The following is a 16,404-nucleotide window of genomic DNA, read 5'->3' as shown; positions in this document are numbered from 1 at the left end:
TAACTAACATTTTCCATACATAACATTTTCCATACATAACAACAGAAACGTAAAAAGATGGGATAGTGAAAGACGCTGAGCATGGGGGAAAACCGATGAGCCGAGTACTGTTATTAGGTGCAACGGGGTTAGTGGGGCACGAGTTGTTACAGCTGTTGAAAGCCAATAATCGGGTAGAGACGATCTATGCGCCGACCCGTAAGCCGCTGGCACCGTCAGAGAAAGTGGTCAATCCGCACGATCCCGATCTCTCTGCCGCGCTGGCGCAATTAACCGATCCTGTCGATATCGCGTTTTGCTGTCTGGGATCGACGCTCAAGACGGCAGGTAGCAAGCAGGCGTTCCGCTATGTGGATTACACGCTGGTGGTAGAAGGATCAAAGGTAGCGCTGGCGCTAGGCGCGACGCACCTGTTAGTCGTCAGTTCGCTGAGCGCGAGTGCGACGTCGCCTTTCTTCTATTCGCGCGTGAAGGGGGAAACGGAAAAATCGCTGCGTCAGCAAGGCTGGCAGCATCTGACACTGGCACAGCCGTCGATGCTGCTGGGAGAAAGAGAAGATAGTCGTCCGCTAGAAAGTCTGGCCGCACCGCTGTTTCGCCTGTTCCCAGCAAAATGGCGGGCCATTGAAGGGAGAACGGTCGCGCAGGCGTTGCTGAATCAGGCGTTCTCACCCGAGCCCAAAGCGCGGGTCACCGTGCTCGAATCCGATCAATTACGTTCACTGGGTAAGCAACAGGCGCTTCAATAGCCTCTTGTCGATCAACGCAGGTGGTGGACAACCTGATTGCTGCTGCCGCGCCAGATCAGTGCGGGATCTTTCAGATCTTGCACAAATTTTCCATCGACTAATACGTTGATGAGATCGACCACCCGCTGTTGCTCCGGCGTCAGCTCCGCCAGCACGTAGCCCGTCCAGACCCAGATATCTTTGCCTGGGCATTCCGCGCGTATCCGTTCGACCAAGCGCAGGATGTCAGGCACATTCCGTGGGTGAAGCGGATCGCCGCCAGACAGCGAAATGCCTTGCCGTGGGATCGCCGTATCCTGGAGGTCGGCGATGATCCGATCTTCCTGTTCCTGCGTAAACGGCTGACCGGAGTTGAGTCGCCAGGTGCTTTTGTTGTAACACCCCACACACTCATGCACGCAGCCAGCGACAAACAGCGTGCAGCGGGTGCCGGGGCCGTTGACGACATCAACGGGATAATACTGGTGGTAATTCATACGGTAGAGCCCATGTTATGAAGCGGGCGTGGGTTGACGGTGCCGCGAAAGGTGGGCCGCATTGCTGCGGCCCAGAAGGGATTATCCCAGTTGACCGTTGCCTAAATGCTTGATTCGACGCTTAACTTCTTCCTGCTTACCGGCGTTGAACGGGCGTGCATCCGGGCTGCCGAGGTAGCCGCATACGCGGCGCGTGACGGAAACGCGGGCCGAATCGTGGTTGCCGCATTTCGGGCAGGTGAAGCCTTTGCTGGTGCACTCGAATTCACCGGTGAAACCGCACTCGTAGCATTCGTCGATCGGCGTGTTGGTGCCGTAGTAAGGCACGCGGCTGTAGCTGTAATCCCACACGTCTTCCAGCGCTTTGAGGTTGTGTTGCAGGTTCGGGTATTCGCCGTAGCAAATGAACCCCCCGTTAGCCAGCGGCGGATAGGGCAGTTCGAAGTCGATTTTCTGGTAAGGGTTCACCTTCTTCTCCACATCAAGGTGGAAGCTGTTGGTGTAATACCCTTTGTCCGTCACGCCCTGTACGACGCCAAACTCGGCGGTATCCAGACGGCAGAAGCGGTCACACAGATTTTCGCTCGGCGTGCTGTACAGGCTGAAGCCGTAACCCGTTTCGTCTTTCCACTGCTCGGTGGCGGCTTTCAGGCGAGTGATAACTGCCACGGCTTTGGCACGCAGCGCCTCGTCATCAAACACGTGCGTTTGGCTACCGAAGAGGGCGTTAATCGTTTCATGCAGGCCGATATAGCCCAGTGAAATCGAGGCGCGTCCGTTCTTGAAGATATCCGCAATGCTGTCGTCCGCTTTTAAGCGCACGCCGCACGCGCCTTCCATATACAGGATTGGCGCGACGCGAGCTTTCACGCTTTCCAGCCGCGCAATGCGCGTCATCAGGGCTTTCTTCGCCAGCACCAGACGCTGGTCGAGCAGCGTCCAGAATCGGTCTTCATTGCCTTCGGCTTCCAGCGCAATACGCGGCAGGTTCAGGCTGATCACACCTAAGTTATTGCGGCCGTCGTGAACCTGCTGGCCGTCTTCTTCATAAACACCGAGGAAGCTGCGGCAGCCCATTGGCGTTTTGAACGAACCGGTGACATTCACGACCTGATCGTAGTTCAGAATATCCGGGTACATGCGCTTGCTGGCGCACTCCAGCGCGAGCTGTTTGATATCGTAATTCGGATCGCCTGCTTTGTGGTTCAGACCGTCACGAATCGCAAAGACCAGTTTCGGGAAGACCGCTGTTTTGTGGTTTTTACCCAGTCCGGCAATGCGGTTGCGCAGGATCGATTCCTGAATCAGACGCGATTCCCAACTGATGCCGAGCCCGAAGCCAAAGGTCACGAACGGCGTCTGACCGTTTGCGGTGTGCAGCGTGTTGACTTCATATTCCAGTGACTGGAAGGCGTCGTAGCACTCTTTTTCCGTGCGGGTCAGGGCATAGTTGTCCGCATCTGGAATCTGCCACTCTTCCGCCACGGCTTTATGTTTCGCATGGCTGGCGGTGACAAACGGCGCCAGAATCTCATCAATACGGTTAATCGTGGTGCCGCCATAAATGTGGCTGGCGACCTGCGCGATAATCTGCGCGGTGACGGCGGTAGCAGTGGAGATCGACTTCGGTGGCTCAATCTCCGCGTTGCCCATTTTGAAGCCGTTGGTCAGCATGCCGTTCAGGTCGATCAGCATGCAGTTGAACATCGGGAAAAACGGCGAGTAGTCGAGGTCGTGATAGTGAATCTCACCGCGCTCGTGTGCCAGAACCACATCACGCGGCAGGATGTACTGTTTGGCGTAATGCTTGGCGACAATACCGGCCAGCAGGTCGCGCTGGGTGGGAATCACTTTGCTGTCTTTGTTGGCGTTCTCGTTTAGCAGCGCCATGTTGCTCTGCTCGACCAGACCGCGAATTTCCTGATTCAGGCGACCGTGGCGTTCACGCGCAATATCGCGGTCATGGCGGTATTCGATGTAGGTACGCGCCAGTTTTTTGTAATTGCCGGACATCAGCAGGTTTTCGACCGCGTCCTGAATCTCGCGGATATCTACGCGCGATTTATCCTGCATTTGTTGAGCGACCGCACAGGCCACAGTTGCACAGTAGTCTGCATCATTGACACCGGCTGCATGTGCCGCGCGTTCGACCGCCTCTTTGATACGGACTTCATCAAAAGGCACCTGGCAACCATCCCGTTTAATCACTACTGGTTTCACGTTTTCTTCCTCTGGAAAGGTTATCCACAGGCGAAAACCGTAACTGACAAGGGTTACAGAGGGCTGTGGATGACACTGTGGATAAACACTATATGTAGTTCATGTTTACAGGATAGGCACTATATATTGAAATTGCGTAGAGGTGTTTGCGCTTTTATCGCTGTAAAATTGACGTAGAGCAAAGAAATTCCTACCTAGTAGATAAATCGAACTTGAACAAAATTTGACCAGGTTGAGCATGTGGTCCGCGAAGGCTTACACGGCGTGCTCTGACGGTCTGTCGGGCGTTTTTTATTGTGAGTGAGAGGGGCGATACAGAAATGTCTGAAATAACCGATACCGTTTTTGGCATTCGTAGTCATGCGTGACGCTGACTATCGAATGCCGACGAGGAGGTGCATATTACGGTTGAATATCAGGGAACGGAGGAAGCTGGCGGAAAGTATTCAGTAGCCCTTCCGACCAGGCTTTACGGATCGTCGTGAAGTAGGCGTTGTTTTCCGTAATGCGTTGCTGTTCAGTGCTGGCAAAACTGCCGGTGCGGTAAATCATGACATCCAGTGGCAGGCCGACCGACAGATTACTGCGCAGGGTGGAATCGATAGAAATCAGCGCACAGCACATGGCTTGTTCCAGAGGAGTATCCATCGTCAACACGCGATCGATGATCGGTTTTCCGTACTTACTCTCGCCGATCTGAAAATACGGGGTATCCGGCGTGGCCTCAATGAAGTTGCCTTCAGGGTAAATATGAAACAGCCGGTGTGTTTCACCGCCAATCTGGCCGCCTAGCAGCAGGTTGCAGCCGAAATTGGTATTGCTGCTGTTCTGCTGAACACTGCTATCGCGATGAATCACTTCTCGCACGGTTTCCCCGAGCAACATCGCGGCGTCATACATGGAGTTAACCTGCATGAGATTTGGCGTATGCTGCGCGTCAATACGGGCGTTGAGCAGGCTGATAATGCTTTGCGTTGTCGCCAGGTTTCCCGCGCATTGGATCACTAAAACGCGTTCATTCTCATGCTGGAAAACATAGAGTTTCTTGAACGTTGCAATGTGATCGACGCCCGCATTCGTGCGGGAATCGGAGGCAAAAACCAGACCGTGAGACAGACACATAGCGACACAGTACGTCATAAGGTACCTTTTCGTTAAAAATTTTACTGTTGCTGCTGTACCTGCTGTTGCCGTTCAAACAAGCGGACTTCAGCTTCTGAAAACATCTCTTCGCATCCCCCTCCCAGCCGCGTACCGCGAACCGGGCAGGCATCCATATAATCCATTCCTACGGCAAGCCACAGATGCTGATGGAGCTGTCGGGTACTGTTGGTAATATCAAATCCTTGCCAGTATCCGTTTAACCACACTTCCGCCCAGGCGTGCATGGCGACATGGTGGGTATCCTGACTGTACACGTAGCCGCTCACATAGCGTGCTGGAATACTCAGGCTACGGCAACAGGCGAGAAACACATGGGTGTGATCCTGACAAACGCCTTTCTGCATGGCAAATGCCGCCGCCGCGGTATCCTCTACCTGCGTCGCGCCGGGAGTATACGGCATTTTCAGCCGTAATTCCGCCATCAGCGTATTCAGGCTTTCCTCCGCAGCATCTGGGCGATAATAGCGTTGTGCAAACGCTCGAATCTCGCCGTCGGCTTCGGTCAGCGGCGTCGGACGTAAAAAAACCAACGGTGACAGCCCATCCTGTGTTTCGGGATTTTCTACTGCGTCGCTGTCGAGAATATCGACCACGCCTTCCGCATGAATCGTAATGTCCTGATGAGGGTGATCGAGTGTCAGCACATGCAGTACATTACCATACGCGTCGGTGGTTTGAACCGCTGGTGTGGGTAGCGTCAGCTTCCACTCCCGTATTCTCTGATGGGCAGAGTTTTGCGGCGTCAGGCGTAGATACTGGGTGCTGAACTTCACTTCTTCATCGTAGCGGTAGTGGGTGAGATGGTTGATGGTGAGTTTCATAGCGCCTCCAGATAGGTATGACGAATGCTGTCTGCCAGTTCATTGATTTTAATTATGAAATTGTTGAGATACGTGGATAAATCCTGCGCCAGAATGTCGTCCAACGTGCTGAAACGTAGCTCGACGTGTAGCAGATGAGCGAGCCGATGTGGCACTTTGGCGCGTTGGCTGCCGATGGCTTCCAACTGAAGCACCAGATCGCCGATGCAGGCGTGCAGCGAACGCGGGACGTCCTCGCGTAAGACCAGCAGTTCGGTGACGGTTTCTGGGCTGATCGGCTGGCGATAGATGCTGTGGTAAGCCTCGCGTGCGCTCACTGCACGTAGCAGGGTATCCAGACGATAATACTCGCGTACCGGGTCGGGGTCGTTATTGAGCTGTTGGTGTTTCACCTTCAGCAGTTGTGCGGTGGCACAGGCGCGCTCAATCAGCGTGCCAACACGAATGAAGCACTGCGCGTCATTGCGCAGCAGGGTGCCGAACATCGCGCCGCGAAACAGGTGGGAACGCTCCTTCACCCAGTCAAAGAACGCATCGATCCCGACATTATCTACCCCTTGATGCCGTAGATTACGAATATCGATGCGGGTCGCGTTGATACATTCCCAGACCTCGGAGGACAGGCTGCCGCGCACGGCGTGTGCGTTGTTCCAGGCCGTTTCGATGCAGTTGTAGATGCTGCTGGGGTTCTGGCTGTCCAGCGCGAAGAAATTCAGCAGGTTATTCATCGAAAAGCGGGTATAGCGCTGCTGAAAGAGTTCGTGTGTGGCGGTCAGATTCAGGGGCAGAGCCAGATCGCGCTGCTGCTGGCTGTGGCGTGGCATCATCGAAAGCTTGTAGGTCACGTCCAGTACACGGGCGAGGCTTTCTGCACGTTCCAGATAGCGTGCCATCCAATACAGTTCACTGGCAGTTCGGCTTAGCATGATTCATCCTCCTCCATGACCCAGGTATCTTTGGTGCCGCCACCCTGTGAGGAGTTGACGACCAGAGAACCTTCCGTGAGTGCGACACGCGTCAGGCCGCCGGGAACCAATCGGATTTCTTCACCGCTCAGGGCGAAAGGCCGTAGATCGATATGTCGGGGAGCCAGACCGTCGTCGATGAACGTTGGGCAGGTGGAGAGCGCTAAGGTTTCCTGACCGATATAGTTGTTCGGGTGTGCGAGCAACCGTTGGCGGAATGTTTCGATTTCCCCACGCGTGGACCGTGGGCCGACCAGCATGCCGTAACCGCCTGCACCGTGAACTTCCTTCACCACCATGCTATCCAGATGATCGAGCACATAGCGTAGATCGCTGGGGTTGCGGCACTGCCAGGTAGGAATATTGTGGAGGATCGGTTCTTCAGACAGGTAGAAACGGATCATCTCAGGGACATAGGGGTAGATGGATTTATCGTCGGCGACACCGGTGCCGATAGCATTCGCTAGTACGACGCCACCAGCACGATACACGGACAACAGGCCGGGTACGCCGAGCATCGAATCCGCGCGAAACGCCAGCGGGTCGAGGAAGGCATCGTCCACGCGGCGATAAATCACATCCACCTGGCAGGGGCCTTCCGTGGTGCGCATATACACGGCCCCCTCTTTCACGAATAAATCCGCACTTTCCACCAGCTCGACACCCATTTGCTGCGCCAGAAAGCTGTGTTCAAAGTAGGCGCTGTTGAAACGGCCCGGTGTCATCACGACCACGGTAGGATCGTCAACCTGCGTGCTTTCACGCAGAGTCTGTAGCAGATAGCTGGGATAACGTTCAACAGGGGCGATATGTTGGCTGGCAAACAAATCCGGGTAGAGCCGCATCATCATTTTTCGATTTTCCAGCATATAGGAGACGCCGGATGGGGTGCGCAGGTTGTCCTCCAGCACGTAATAATGACCGTCGCTGTTGCGCACCATATCAATCCCGGTGATGTGGGCGTAGATGTTGTTGTGTAGGTTCACACCCTGCATACACGGTTGGTACTGCTCATTGGCCAGCACCTGTTCACTGGGGATAATCCCGGCCTTGAGTATGTGCTGATGATGATAGATATCGTAGAGAAAGGCGTTCAGCGCCTGTACCCGCTGACGTATACCGCGATCGAGCAACTGCCATTCGTGGGCAGGAATAATGCGCGGTACGCTGTCGAAGGGAATTAAGCGCTCGGTGCCTCCTTCCTCGCCATAAACGTTAAACGTAATACCCACGCGGTGAAACAGCAGTTCTGCCTGCTCTTTCTTCTGTTTAATGGCCTGTTGGTCGGTTTGCTGAAGCCATTGCCAATAGGAATTGTAATGTTGACGTTGTTGGCCTTGTGACGAAAGCATCTCGTCATAATAAGGCGCAGATGGAAGTTTCATTTTTATCATTGTCATCCCCAGGCAGCACGCTTAATAGCGATAATAGGACAATGCACAAAATGCGCCATTTTGAAAAAAGCGTGATCTAATCGAGAGGAGGTCGATTTTTTCCTCTAATTGGTGCGTAGCAAGGAAAGTCTGCACTGAGGGGGGAGAATAAAGACGCTAAAAATCAGCAAGACGCAACCATGATGGTGCGTCTTGAGAAGAGAACGATCAATGATGGTGCTTAGCGACGAACAGCGATCGCTTCGATCTCGATCTTCACGTCTTTTGGCAGGCGTGCGACTTCAACGCAAGAGCGAGCCGGGAATGGTGCGCTATGTTCGTTGAAGAAGGCTTCGTATGCGGTGTTGACCAGAGTGAAATCGTGCAGGTCTTTCACAAATACGGTCATTTTCACGATATCGGAAACTTTCAGGCCAGCGGCTTCTACGATCGCCTGAACGTTTTCCAGTGACTGACGCGTCTGGGCGGTGATGTTATCTGCCACAAGGCCGCTTTTCGGGTGCACGGGGATCTGGCCGGACGTGAAGATCATGCTGCCAAGGTCGACGCCCTGAACATAAGGGCCGATGGCGGCTGGGGCGTGCTCAGTGCTGATAATACGTGACATGGTATCTCCTTGATGGGGGCGTAAAAGGAACGCGGACGCCGCCATTATTCAAAAAAGCCTCGCGACAGGCAATGTCCATCGCGGGGTAACGCAGAAAACTAGCGATCTTGCAGTACCGCCTGACGCTCAAATTCTTTCTCGCAGTACTTACATTTGAGGTGAACGTCGCCGTCGCGCTGCTTCACGCTGAATGATGATGAAACCGGTTCGCTGCGGCTGATGCAGTTGCTGTTCGGGCAAGTGAGCACGCCAGTAATGTGGTCTGGCAGCGTCGGCACCAGCTTGCGCACGACGTCATAATCATCGATCTGATTGACGGTTGCCTGCGGTGCGTAGATTGCCAGCTGATTCGCCTGCTGTTCGGTCAGGAAGACGTTCTCGATCTTGATCAGATCTTTGCGCCCAAGATGGTTGGACGGCAAATTCAGGCCGATGGTGATGCGCTGGTCTGTCGCGGTCAGTTTAAACAGCGTCAGCAGCTTAAAACCTACCTGTGCGGGAATGTGGTCGATCACCGTGCCACGTTTGATCGCTTCAACCTGTAATTTATTATCGTGTGTCATGATGGTTTCTTCCTCTTACAGAACCAGTTCGCGATTCAGGACCAGCGCCAGCAGCGCCTGACGGGCGTAAATACCGTTGCCTGCCTGCTGGAAATAATAGGCGTAAGGCGTGGCATCCACATCAATGGTGATCTCATCAACGCGCGGTAGCGGGTGCAGCACTTTCAAATTCGGGCGGGCGTTGTGCAGATCGGCGGCGCGCAGGACAAACTGGGATTTGATGTTGATGTATTCAGACGGATCCAGACGCTCTTTCTGCACGCGCGTCATGTACAGAATATCCAGCTCGCCGACGACGTCGTCGATGCTGTTGTGCAGGCTGTAAGCGATATTCTTCTCTTTCAGCATGCTCAGAATGTAGTCTGGCATCGCCAGCGCGTCCGGGGCGATGAAGTAGAAGCGGTTACCTTCAAACTTCGCCAGCGCCTGCGTGAGTGAATGCACGGTGCGGCCATATTTCAAATCGCCGACCATCGCGATATTGATGTTATTCAGTCGGCCCTGCGTTTCCTGAATGGTGAACAAATCGAGCAGCGTCTGCGTCGGGTGTTGGTTCGCGCCGTCGCCAGCGTTCAGAATCGGAATACCGCCGGAGAACTCGGTCGCAAGGCGGGAAGCGCCTTCCTGCGGGTGACGCATTACGATGGCATCCACGTATTGGCTGATGACGGAAATGGTGTCGGCCAGCGTTTCACCCTTTTTCCCCAGCGATGTGTTGTTGCTGTCAGCGAAACCGACGACGGAGGCACCGAGGCGATGCATCGCGGTTTCAAAGGATAAACGCGTCCGGGTGGAGGCCTCGAAGAAGCAGCTGGCAATCACTTTATGTTTCAACAACTCCGGCTGAGGATTGGCTTTCAGGCTGGCGGCGACACGTAGCGTCAGCTCCAAATCGTCCCGACTGAGGTCGTTAATCGAAATAATATGTTTTTGATAGAGCGGATTGACCATGTTGTCTTTCTCCTAACGTGTACACAGGAAATGTCGTATCTGGTTGCCCGGATTGTGGGCCAAAAAAAAGCCCCTCATTGAGGGGCTTTCTTCATTGAATGATTGAGCAACGGAAAGGAAAACGCTAGCTGGCTGCCGGATGGCAGTTGTGGTTGAGAACCAACATAAGCAGCGGATTTTTTTGTGTAACGGTGCATGACCCCTCCCAGCAAACTGTCGGGAATTATACGCGCCGACTAGGCTATTTCAAGCAGAAAACGTGGTTTTTTACGCATAGCAATCGGTTGCGGGTCGCGTGCTGTATGCATAACGTGCGTGAGTGGGAGAAGAGTGGTGGGCAGTTCACTTTTTCGGATGAACACGCTGGCGGGCGTCACATTTGGAGAGTATAAGGATTGTAAAACAGGGTTTCATTTTTATATTAACGAGGGTTTTTATGATTACTGGCAACGTCCACCACCTTGAACTGGTTCCTTATCTGCCTGCCAAACTGCGCGAAGCGATTGAATACGTGAAGCAAAACATTACGGCAGACACGCCATTGGGCAAGCATGATATCGACGGCAATAGCGTGTTTGTGCTGATCTCCAACGACAGCACCGATCTGCTGGAAAAACGTCGCGCCGAGTATCACGCCAAATATCTGGACATTCAGATTGTGCTGTCTGGTGTGGAAGGGATGACGTTCAGTAACCTGCCTGCGGGCAAGCCGGATACCGATTGGCTGGCGGATAAAGACATTGCTTTCTTGCCTGCGGGTGAGCAGGAAAAACAGTTTGTGATGCAGGAAGGGGATTTTGTTGTCTTCTTCCCTGGCGAAGTGCATAAACCGCTGTGTGCCGTTGGTGAACCCGCGCACGTGCGCAAAGCCGTGGTGAAAATCGACGCGTCACTGGTGTAGGATTTTTGTGAACAAGGAACGTTCAACCATAAAATGGAAGAGAATAATGGCAATAATTCCTCAGATGCCTCCCGGTGATTTTTCCCTTCTGTAGAGCAGTAAAAGAAAGCATACGTAAATACAGTAAGGCCTCGAAAAAACAGCCAGTCAGTTGCTTAACTGACTGGCATTATTCAGAAGATGATTTTTTTGCTAGAAAACCTCATGACCTTTCGATTATAGGTATATTATTACTTTAAATTATGTAGGATGTTTTCCCTGGCATTGGCCTGTCACAGACTTTTTATTCTATTTTATTTTTTATAAACAGGTGCATATCAGGTACGGCATATTTTATGTAGGGTAATTTTAATGTAGGGATACACTGATGAAACAAATTACATTACCTGACAGCTTAATCGCGATGTTTGCAAGCGATCCTCTCGTCGGCTGGGCAGTAAAAGATACAAACTCCCGTTTTATTTATGTCAATAACACCTTTAAAACCTGGCAAACCATATCAACTCGTTATGATTATGAAGGCTTGAACATTAGGGATATCCCTGTTCCTGTCGCCGAATTTTCAGACATTTTTAACCAGCAGGAACGAGAGATAGAGCGTACAGGTAAGGCGGTGAGAGCCATTACAACGCATATTCAAGGCTCAGAAAAAATAATGCAGCCTGCCTACAATATTCAGGAGCCAATCTATGATGAACATCGCAACTGTGTAGGCACCGTTATCAGCGTCAGACATGTTAGGATCATCACACCGACCTCGTTGCTAAATGGAACAATAATTCAACATTCCACCTTCGAGCCTCCTTCTAAAATATTTACCGAGAAGGAATGGGAGGTTATTTACCTGCTGGTCTGTGGGATGATGCTGAAAGATATAAGCAGCATCCTCTCCATCACCGTCGATGCCGTTAACAGCAGACTCCGAAGCTGCTACAGAAAAACAGGCTTGAATTCACTCTCAGGCTTAAAGGAATACTGTAGAGATAACAGATATGATAACTACATCCCGCTGTTCTTTCTGAAAAAAGGACATATCATTATCAGAGGCTAAACTGATGGATCCAGATTTGACTCCTGTTGAGTATTACTTTAATAACTCTTTATTTGGCTGGGCAATAAAGGATAGAAACTCCCAGTATGTTTATGGCAATAAGATGGTATGTCAGTATTTCGGCGTAACAGAAAATAAACTTTTAGGCTGTATCGACACTGACTTAACGCCCGATGTCAGCGAGCACTATGACCGTGTACTGTATGACGACCAAAAAATATTGACCACAAATGAAATGAGTGTCGTCCTTAAAACATTTGATTACGGAAGACGGAATAGGCTCAGGTCTTTTCTGGTGGAGAAGCGTCCTTGGCGGCTCAATGATGGCAATGACGGTATTGTTTGCACTTACATAGAAATCACCAATGTTTACTTTTCAACCTTTCTTACGCCATGCGAAAGGAAGCCCGTTGTGTTCACCCGACCGGCAAATATTTTTACAGACAAAGAGTGGGAAGTCGTTCTTTTGCTGCAGAGCGGGGTGAAGCAGAACCGTATTCCGGACATACTCGGTATCAGTTCTTCAGCGCTTCGTAACAGGATAACGCGTTGCTGCGATAAAACAGGTGTGGCAAACAGCGCCGCCTTGATCCAGCACTGCAACCAAAAAGGATGGGATAACTACATTCCTCCTTTTTTTCTGATAAAAGGGCATGTGTCGATTACCTGAGGGCCTGCCTACCTCTGATCTGTTTTTAAAACACATCAAAGGCAGGCTAAACCTTAATCCTGTACCAGCGTGGCGACCATCACTGCTTTGATGGTGTGCATGCGGTTTTCCGCCTGATCGAACACGATGCTGTGCGCGGATTCAAAGACCTCATCCGTGACTTCCATTCCACCGTGCAGACCATATTGCTCCGCCATTTGTTGGCCCATCGTCGTCTGATCATCGTGGAACGCGGGCAGACAGTGCAGGAACTTCACCTGCGGATTACCCGTCGCGGCGATCATTGCCATGTTCACCTGATACGGTTTCAGCAGCGCGATACGCTCTTTCCAGGTTTCTTTCGGTTCCCCCATAGAAACCCAGACGTCGGTATAAATGAAATCTGCGCCCGCGACGCCCGTGGCGATATCTTCCGTTAGCGTAATGCTGCCGCCGGTTTGTTCTGCCGCCGCCTGACACTCAGCCACCAGACCGGCATCCGGCCAGCAGGCTTTTGGCGCAACGAGGCGTAAATCCAGCCCGGTCAGCGCCGCCGCTTCCAGCATGGTGTTACCCATGTTGTTGCGTGCATCACCGACATAGACGAGTGTCATCTCTGACAGTGGTTTACCCGGCAAATGCTCCTGCATTGTCAGAAGGTCCGCCAGCAGCTGCGTAGGATGGAATTTATTCGTCAGCCCGTTCCAGACCGGAACGCCAGCGTATTGTGCCAGCGTTTCGACAATTTGCTGGCCGTAGCCGCGATATTGAATGCCGTCGTACATTCTTCCCAGTACGCGTGCAGTATCCTTGATGGATTCTTTATGGCCGATTTGGCTGCCGCTTGGGCCGAGGTAGGTCACTTGCGCGCCCTGATCGTATGCAGCAACTTCGAAAGAGCAGCGAGTACGAGTCGAATCTTTTTCGAAGATGAGTGCGATGTTTTTGCCTTGCAGACGTCGGGCTTCTGTCCCGTTTTTTTTATCGGCTTTCAGCTTCGTTGACAGGGCTAAAAGATGGGCAATTTCTGCGGGTGTAAAATCCATTAACCTTAAAAAGTGACGCTTATAGAACGGTTGCATGATGTACCTCTCCATGTGGCTCAACACCATTGGTTGAATTAAAATTCACTTTATATGTGTAATTATTCAAATTCAAGTGGTGATATCAAACTTTGTGGTGGAGCAAGCCGCAGGGCTGTGGGACAATAAGTAATATTACGTCGTTTAATGAGGACTGAGGCATGGCAAACCGCGAATTACTGGAAGAGCAACGGGAAGAGACACGCCTGATCATTGAAGAACTGCTGGATGATGGCAGCGATCCTGACGCGCTCTATACCATTGAACACCATTTCTCTGCTGAGAAGTTTGAAGTGTTGGAAAAAGTCGCTGTAGAAGCCTTCAAGTTGGGTTATGAAGTGACGGATGCGGAAGAACTGGAAGTGGAAGATGGTGTGTTGCTGATGTGCTGCGATGCTATCAGTGAAGTTGCGCTGAAGGCGGAGATAATCGACGCGCAGGTAGAGCAACTGCTGGCTCTGGCAGAACGCCACGGCGTGAATTACGACGGCTGGGGCACCTACTTCGAAGATCCAGATGGTGAAGGCGAAGAAGACGGGGATGATGAAGATTTTTATGATGAAGATGATGACGGCAAGCGCCACTAATTATTGAGTCATTCACTCGAAAGAACACGCCTCACTGAAAATGCCGCCGGAACCCCTGCGGCGTTTTTTATTCGGAATGACAACGCGTGATTACCGTACTTTCAGCTAATTACAGTGTCTTCAACATCGTCACTTCACAGTCGGTGTGGCCCGTGTTACCCATTGAGTGGGGAATCAGCTCGAAGCCCAGTGACTCATACAGTCGGATCGCGCTGGTCAGGTGGCCGGTTGTTTCCAGATAGCAGCGGCGAAAGCCGTGCTGACGCGCAAAATCAAGCGCCTGTATCGCCAACTGACGTGCCAGCCCTTTTCCCCGCACGACGGGTAGGAAATACATTTTCTGTAATTCACAGACATCTTCTTCACCTGCGACCAGTGGGGCAATGCCGCCACCGCCCACCACGCTGCCTTCATATTCAACTACCCAATAGGCACTTTTCGGTTGGCTATAGAGGGCAAACAGCGCGTCCAAATTAGGATCGGAAACGGTGTAGCCTTTATCAGCCGTCAAACCAAATTCAGCAGAAACCTGACGGATGACCTGAGCGATAGCGGCATCGTCTCGCGCAGTGATTGGGCGTACCTGAAGATTGGCGGAGGTCGCGGTTGTCATAATACGTACTCTTGCTCTTACGGTTTACGAGGGGGAATGATCCTGGCCGATTGTAATACCATTTCAGACCACATTGATGCAACGTCTATACCCGTTCTTCCTGCTGTTCTTCGCGTGGTATCTGCGGTGATTTTTATTCCATATCCACACTAACGCGCCAGCATTTTCTACTGTTAAAGCCATAAGATGACACTCTGGAGCTCGAATTATCTAAGATATAAGTAAAATTTCCTGCAATCTCTTAAGATATAACTATTTAGGTAGCGCTATTCCTTACGATTTATAAGACTATGCAGTTGTTTAATTACTGTTAACTTTTATTGTTGTCGTTAACAAGACATGCTTAAATAAGCCGCTTTTTGTATGCCAATAACGTATCGAATGAAGCGTTTATGAGGCTTATTTCTTTTAGGATGAAAGGTCTATGACTATCAATACTTCAGAAAATAGCGCGCAGCATCGCGTGCAGTTTCATGGTAAGGCTGGGGAATATTTTGCAATTTGGCTGGTGAATGCATTATTAACGGTCATCACCTTAGGTATTTACTCTGCCTGGGCGACCGTGCGCCGCCGCCGTTATTTTTACGGCAATACAGAAATTAACGGTGACCGTTTTGATTACCATGCGGATCCCATTCAGATTCTCAAAGGGCGTTTGCTGGTTATAGCCGGTATTGTTCTATTTTATATCGTATTAGCGATTTCACCGACGTTAGGAACTATTCTCGCATTGGCATTTGCGGCATTGATTCCGATTATCGTGATTCGCAACTGGCGTTATAATGCCATTATGTCCAGTTATCGTGGTATTCGTTTTAACTATCACTGCCAGACGGGCCGCGCGTATTGGGTGTTGTTGCTTTGTCCTATTCTGTTGTTACTGGCTTTTTATGCCGTGTTGGCTGTAGCACTGTTGATTGGCTCGCAGAGCGATAGCCCGATTCTGATTGGATTCATTGTATTGGCAGTTGCTATTCCGGGATTTGCCGCGGTGAATGGCATCATGAAAATGATGCAGCTCGATTTCTATGTTAATAACCTGTTCTTCGGCAAAACAGCGTTTAAAGCAGAATTGGCAAAAGCGGTGTTTATTAAGTTCGCCCTGATTAGCCTGCTGATTTTTGTTCCTTTCTTGATCGCCGCGCTGTCATTCATGAGCTCATTCTTTTTCACGCTGTTCCAAACTATTATGATGGGCGGCGGAAATGAAGATCTCATACTGATGATGATGCTGAGCAACTTCTTCAATATGATCATGATGTTCGTTGTGGCGCTGCTGGGTGTTCTGGTTTCCAGCAGTTATCTGGTGGTCGCACAGCGTAATTATCTGTTTAACCAGACGACGCTGAATGGTGGTGTGAAATTACACTCTTCCATGCAAACCCTGTCTTACATGGGGCTGCTGATAACCAATAGCCTGATCACTATTTTCTCTTTGGGTTGGGCAGCACCGGTGGCAGAGATTCGTCACGCACGCTATATCGCGAATGCGACAGCGGTTGAAGGCGATCTGGCACTGCTGCATGTTCAGGCTCATCAGGACACAGCAAACAGCGCACTGGCTGAAGAAGCCGTGCAGGCGCTCGATTTGGGTGTCGGTCTCTAAGGCAG

General features: G+C 51.4%; 17 protein-coding genes and 1 pseudogene. 6 read left to right on the top strand and 12 right to left on the bottom strand.

Annotated features, from left to right (window positions below; translation table 11 throughout):
• Positions 1 to 95 precede the first annotated feature (95 nt).
• Entirely contained in the window at positions 96 to 749 is a 654-nt protein-coding gene (locus H4F65_RS11655; protein ID WP_010286737.1) for a Rossmann-fold NAD(P)-binding domain-containing protein, read from the top strand.
• An 11-nt stretch (positions 750 to 760) separates the two neighbouring features.
• On the opposite strand, the gene nrdG is transcribed toward H4F65_RS11655, so the two are convergent.
• From nrdG to pyrB, 9 genes are all read right to left on the bottom strand, one after another.
• Positions 761 to 1,225, bottom strand: coding sequence for an anaerobic ribonucleoside-triphosphate reductase-activating protein (nrdG, locus tag H4F65_RS11650; protein ID WP_010286739.1), 465 nt, complete (start codon positions 1,223 to 1,225; stop codon positions 761 to 763).
• An 81-nt stretch (positions 1,226 to 1,306) separates the two neighbouring features.
• Complete coding sequence (nrdD, locus tag H4F65_RS11645) at positions 1,307 to 3,445, bottom strand: anaerobic ribonucleoside-triphosphate reductase (RefSeq protein WP_010286742.1); 2,139 nt, start codon at positions 3,443 to 3,445, stop codon at positions 1,307 to 1,309.
• A 402-nt stretch (positions 3,446 to 3,847) separates the two neighbouring features.
• Complete coding sequence (locus H4F65_RS11640; RefSeq protein ID WP_010286744.1) at positions 3,848 to 4,585, bottom strand: proteasome-type protease; 738 nt, start codon at positions 4,583 to 4,585, stop codon at positions 3,848 to 3,850.
• A gap of 23 nt (positions 4,586 to 4,608) precedes the next feature.
• Positions 4,609 to 5,430, bottom strand: a complete 822-nt coding sequence (locus H4F65_RS11635) for a transglutaminase family protein (RefSeq protein ID WP_039318983.1) — start codon at positions 5,428 to 5,430, stop codon at positions 4,609 to 4,611.
• Positions 5,427 to 6,356: an alpha-E domain-containing protein gene (locus H4F65_RS11630; RefSeq protein WP_010284548.1), complete on the bottom strand. Its 930-nt coding sequence runs from the start codon at positions 6,354 to 6,356 to the stop codon at positions 5,427 to 5,429. Before H4F65_RS11630 ends, H4F65_RS11635 begins: the two co-directional genes overlap by 4 nt.
• Positions 6,350 to 7,789 carry a circularly permuted type 2 ATP-grasp protein gene (locus H4F65_RS11625; protein WP_039313642.1) on the bottom strand — a complete coding sequence of 480 codons (1,440 nt, stop codon included), beginning with the start codon at positions 7,787 to 7,789 and terminating at the stop codon, positions 6,350 to 6,352. The genes H4F65_RS11630 and H4F65_RS11625 overlap by 7 nt, the downstream gene beginning before the upstream one ends.
• Before the next feature lie 220 nt (positions 7,790 to 8,009).
• Positions 8,010 to 8,396 carry a 2-iminobutanoate/2-iminopropanoate deaminase gene (gene ridA, locus H4F65_RS11620; RefSeq protein WP_010284551.1) on the bottom strand — a complete coding sequence of 129 codons (387 nt, stop codon included), beginning with the start codon at positions 8,394 to 8,396 and terminating at the stop codon, positions 8,010 to 8,012.
• A 98-nt stretch (positions 8,397 to 8,494) separates the two neighbouring features.
• The gene (gene pyrI / locus H4F65_RS11615) at positions 8,495 to 8,959 is read right to left on the bottom strand and encodes an aspartate carbamoyltransferase regulatory subunit (RefSeq protein ID WP_010284552.1); all 465 of its coding nucleotides are present in this window, start codon (positions 8,957 to 8,959) and stop codon (positions 8,495 to 8,497) included.
• A 15-nt stretch (positions 8,960 to 8,974) separates the two neighbouring features.
• Entirely contained in the window at positions 8,975 to 9,910 is a 936-nt protein-coding gene (pyrB, locus tag H4F65_RS11610; RefSeq protein WP_010284568.1) for an aspartate carbamoyltransferase, read from the bottom strand.
• Between the two features lie 436 nt (positions 9,911 to 10,346).
• On the opposite strand from pyrB, the gene H4F65_RS11605 reads away from it, so the two are divergent.
• From H4F65_RS11605 to H4F65_RS11595, 3 genes are all read left to right on the top strand, one after another.
• The gene (locus tag H4F65_RS11605) at positions 10,347 to 10,811 is read left to right on the top strand and encodes a NanQ anomerase/TabA/YiaL family protein (protein WP_010284571.1); all 465 of its coding nucleotides are present in this window, start codon (positions 10,347 to 10,349) and stop codon (positions 10,809 to 10,811) included.
• A 367-nt stretch (positions 10,812 to 11,178) separates the two neighbouring features.
• A complete protein-coding gene (locus tag H4F65_RS11600) occupies positions 11,179 to 11,862 on the top strand; it encodes a helix-turn-helix transcriptional regulator (protein WP_010284572.1) in 684 nt (227 codons plus the stop codon).
• 4 nt (positions 11,863 to 11,866) lie between these two features.
• Positions 11,867 to 12,532, top strand: coding sequence for a helix-turn-helix transcriptional regulator (locus tag H4F65_RS11595; RefSeq protein ID WP_010284575.1), 666 nt, complete (start codon positions 11,867 to 11,869; stop codon positions 12,530 to 12,532).
• 53 nt (positions 12,533 to 12,585) lie between these two features.
• Here H4F65_RS11595 and argF read toward each other — a convergent pair whose 3' ends face one another.
• Together argF and argL are read right to left on the bottom strand one after the other, a co-directional pair.
• Positions 12,586 to 13,593, bottom strand: a complete 1,008-nt coding sequence (gene argF, locus H4F65_RS11590) for an ornithine carbamoyltransferase (RefSeq protein WP_039318979.1) — start codon at positions 13,591 to 13,593, stop codon at positions 12,586 to 12,588.
• A 22-nt stretch (positions 13,594 to 13,615) separates the two neighbouring features.
• Positions 13,616 to 13,663 (bottom strand): annotated as a pseudogene (gene argL / locus H4F65_RS22165) (putative translational regulatory protein ArgL); the annotation flags it as partial.
• A 91-nt stretch (positions 13,664 to 13,754) separates the two neighbouring features.
• On the opposite strand from argL, the gene rraB reads away from it, so the two are divergent.
• The gene (rraB, locus tag H4F65_RS11585) at positions 13,755 to 14,180 is read left to right on the top strand and encodes a ribonuclease E inhibitor RraB (RefSeq protein ID WP_010284584.1); all 426 of its coding nucleotides are present in this window, start codon (positions 13,755 to 13,757) and stop codon (positions 14,178 to 14,180) included.
• Between the two features lie 109 nt (positions 14,181 to 14,289).
• On the opposite strand, the gene H4F65_RS11580 is transcribed toward rraB, so the two are convergent.
• Positions 14,290 to 14,793, bottom strand: a complete 504-nt coding sequence (locus H4F65_RS11580) for a GNAT family N-acetyltransferase (RefSeq protein ID WP_010284587.1) — start codon at positions 14,791 to 14,793, stop codon at positions 14,290 to 14,292.
• Between the two features lie 424 nt (positions 14,794 to 15,217).
• Here H4F65_RS11580 and H4F65_RS11575 point away from each other — a divergent pair, with 424 nt between their 5' ends.
• Positions 15,218 to 16,399 carry a YjgN family protein gene (locus H4F65_RS11575; RefSeq protein WP_010284589.1) on the top strand — a complete coding sequence of 394 codons (1,182 nt, stop codon included), beginning with the start codon at positions 15,218 to 15,220 and terminating at the stop codon, positions 16,397 to 16,399.
• Positions 16,400 to 16,404 lie beyond the last annotated feature (5 nt).

The organism is Pectobacterium brasiliense (assembly GCF_016950255.1).
Taxonomy (GTDB): Bacteria; Pseudomonadota; Gammaproteobacteria; order Enterobacterales; family Enterobacteriaceae; genus Pectobacterium; species Pectobacterium brasiliense.
The sequence above is the reverse complement of the archived record's forward strand: the minus strand, read 5'-3'. Positions and strand labels throughout refer to the sequence as shown.

Coding starts and splice junctions, on each gene's coding strand:
- H4F65_RS11655 (WP_010286737.1), top strand. CDS start 96: ATGAGCCGAGTACTGTTATTAGGTGCAACGGGGTTAGTGGGGCACGAG.
- nrdG (WP_010286739.1), bottom strand. CDS start 1,225: ATGAATTACCACCAGTATTATCCCGTTGATGTCGTCAACGGCCCCGGC.
- H4F65_RS11640 (WP_010286744.1), bottom strand. CDS start 4,585: ATGACGTACTGTGTCGCTATGTGTCTGTCTCACGGTCTGGTTTTTGCC.
- H4F65_RS11635 (WP_039318983.1), bottom strand. CDS start 5,430: ATGAAACTCACCATCAACCATCTCACCCACTACCGCTACGATGAAGAA.
- H4F65_RS11630 (WP_010284548.1), bottom strand. CDS start 6,356: ATGCTAAGCCGAACTGCCAGTGAACTGTATTGGATGGCACGCTATCTG.
- H4F65_RS11625 (WP_039313642.1), bottom strand. CDS start 7,789: ATGATAAAAATGAAACTTCCATCTGCGCCTTATTATGACGAGATGCTT.
- ridA (WP_010284551.1), bottom strand. CDS start 8,396: ATGTCACGTATTATCAGCACTGAGCACGCCCCAGCCGCCATCGGCCCT.
- pyrI (WP_010284552.1), bottom strand. CDS start 8,959: ATGACACACGATAATAAATTACAGGTTGAAGCGATCAAACGTGGCACG.
- pyrB (WP_010284568.1), bottom strand. CDS start 9,910: ATGGTCAATCCGCTCTATCAAAAACATATTATTTCGATTAACGACCTC.
- H4F65_RS11605 (WP_010284571.1), top strand. CDS start 10,347: ATGATTACTGGCAACGTCCACCACCTTGAACTGGTTCCTTATCTGCCT.
- H4F65_RS11600 (WP_010284572.1), top strand. CDS start 11,179: ATGAAACAAATTACATTACCTGACAGCTTAATCGCGATGTTTGCAAGC.
- H4F65_RS11595 (WP_010284575.1), top strand. CDS start 11,867: ATGGATCCAGATTTGACTCCTGTTGAGTATTACTTTAATAACTCTTTA.
- argF (WP_039318979.1), bottom strand. CDS start 13,593: ATGCAACCGTTCTATAAGCGTCACTTTTTAAGGTTAATGGATTTTACA.
- rraB (WP_010284584.1), top strand. CDS start 13,755: ATGGCAAACCGCGAATTACTGGAAGAGCAACGGGAAGAGACACGCCTG.
- H4F65_RS11580 (WP_010284587.1), bottom strand. CDS start 14,793: ATGACAACCGCGACCTCCGCCAATCTTCAGGTACGCCCAATCACTGCG.
- H4F65_RS11575 (WP_010284589.1), top strand. CDS start 15,218: ATGACTATCAATACTTCAGAAAATAGCGCGCAGCATCGCGTGCAGTTT.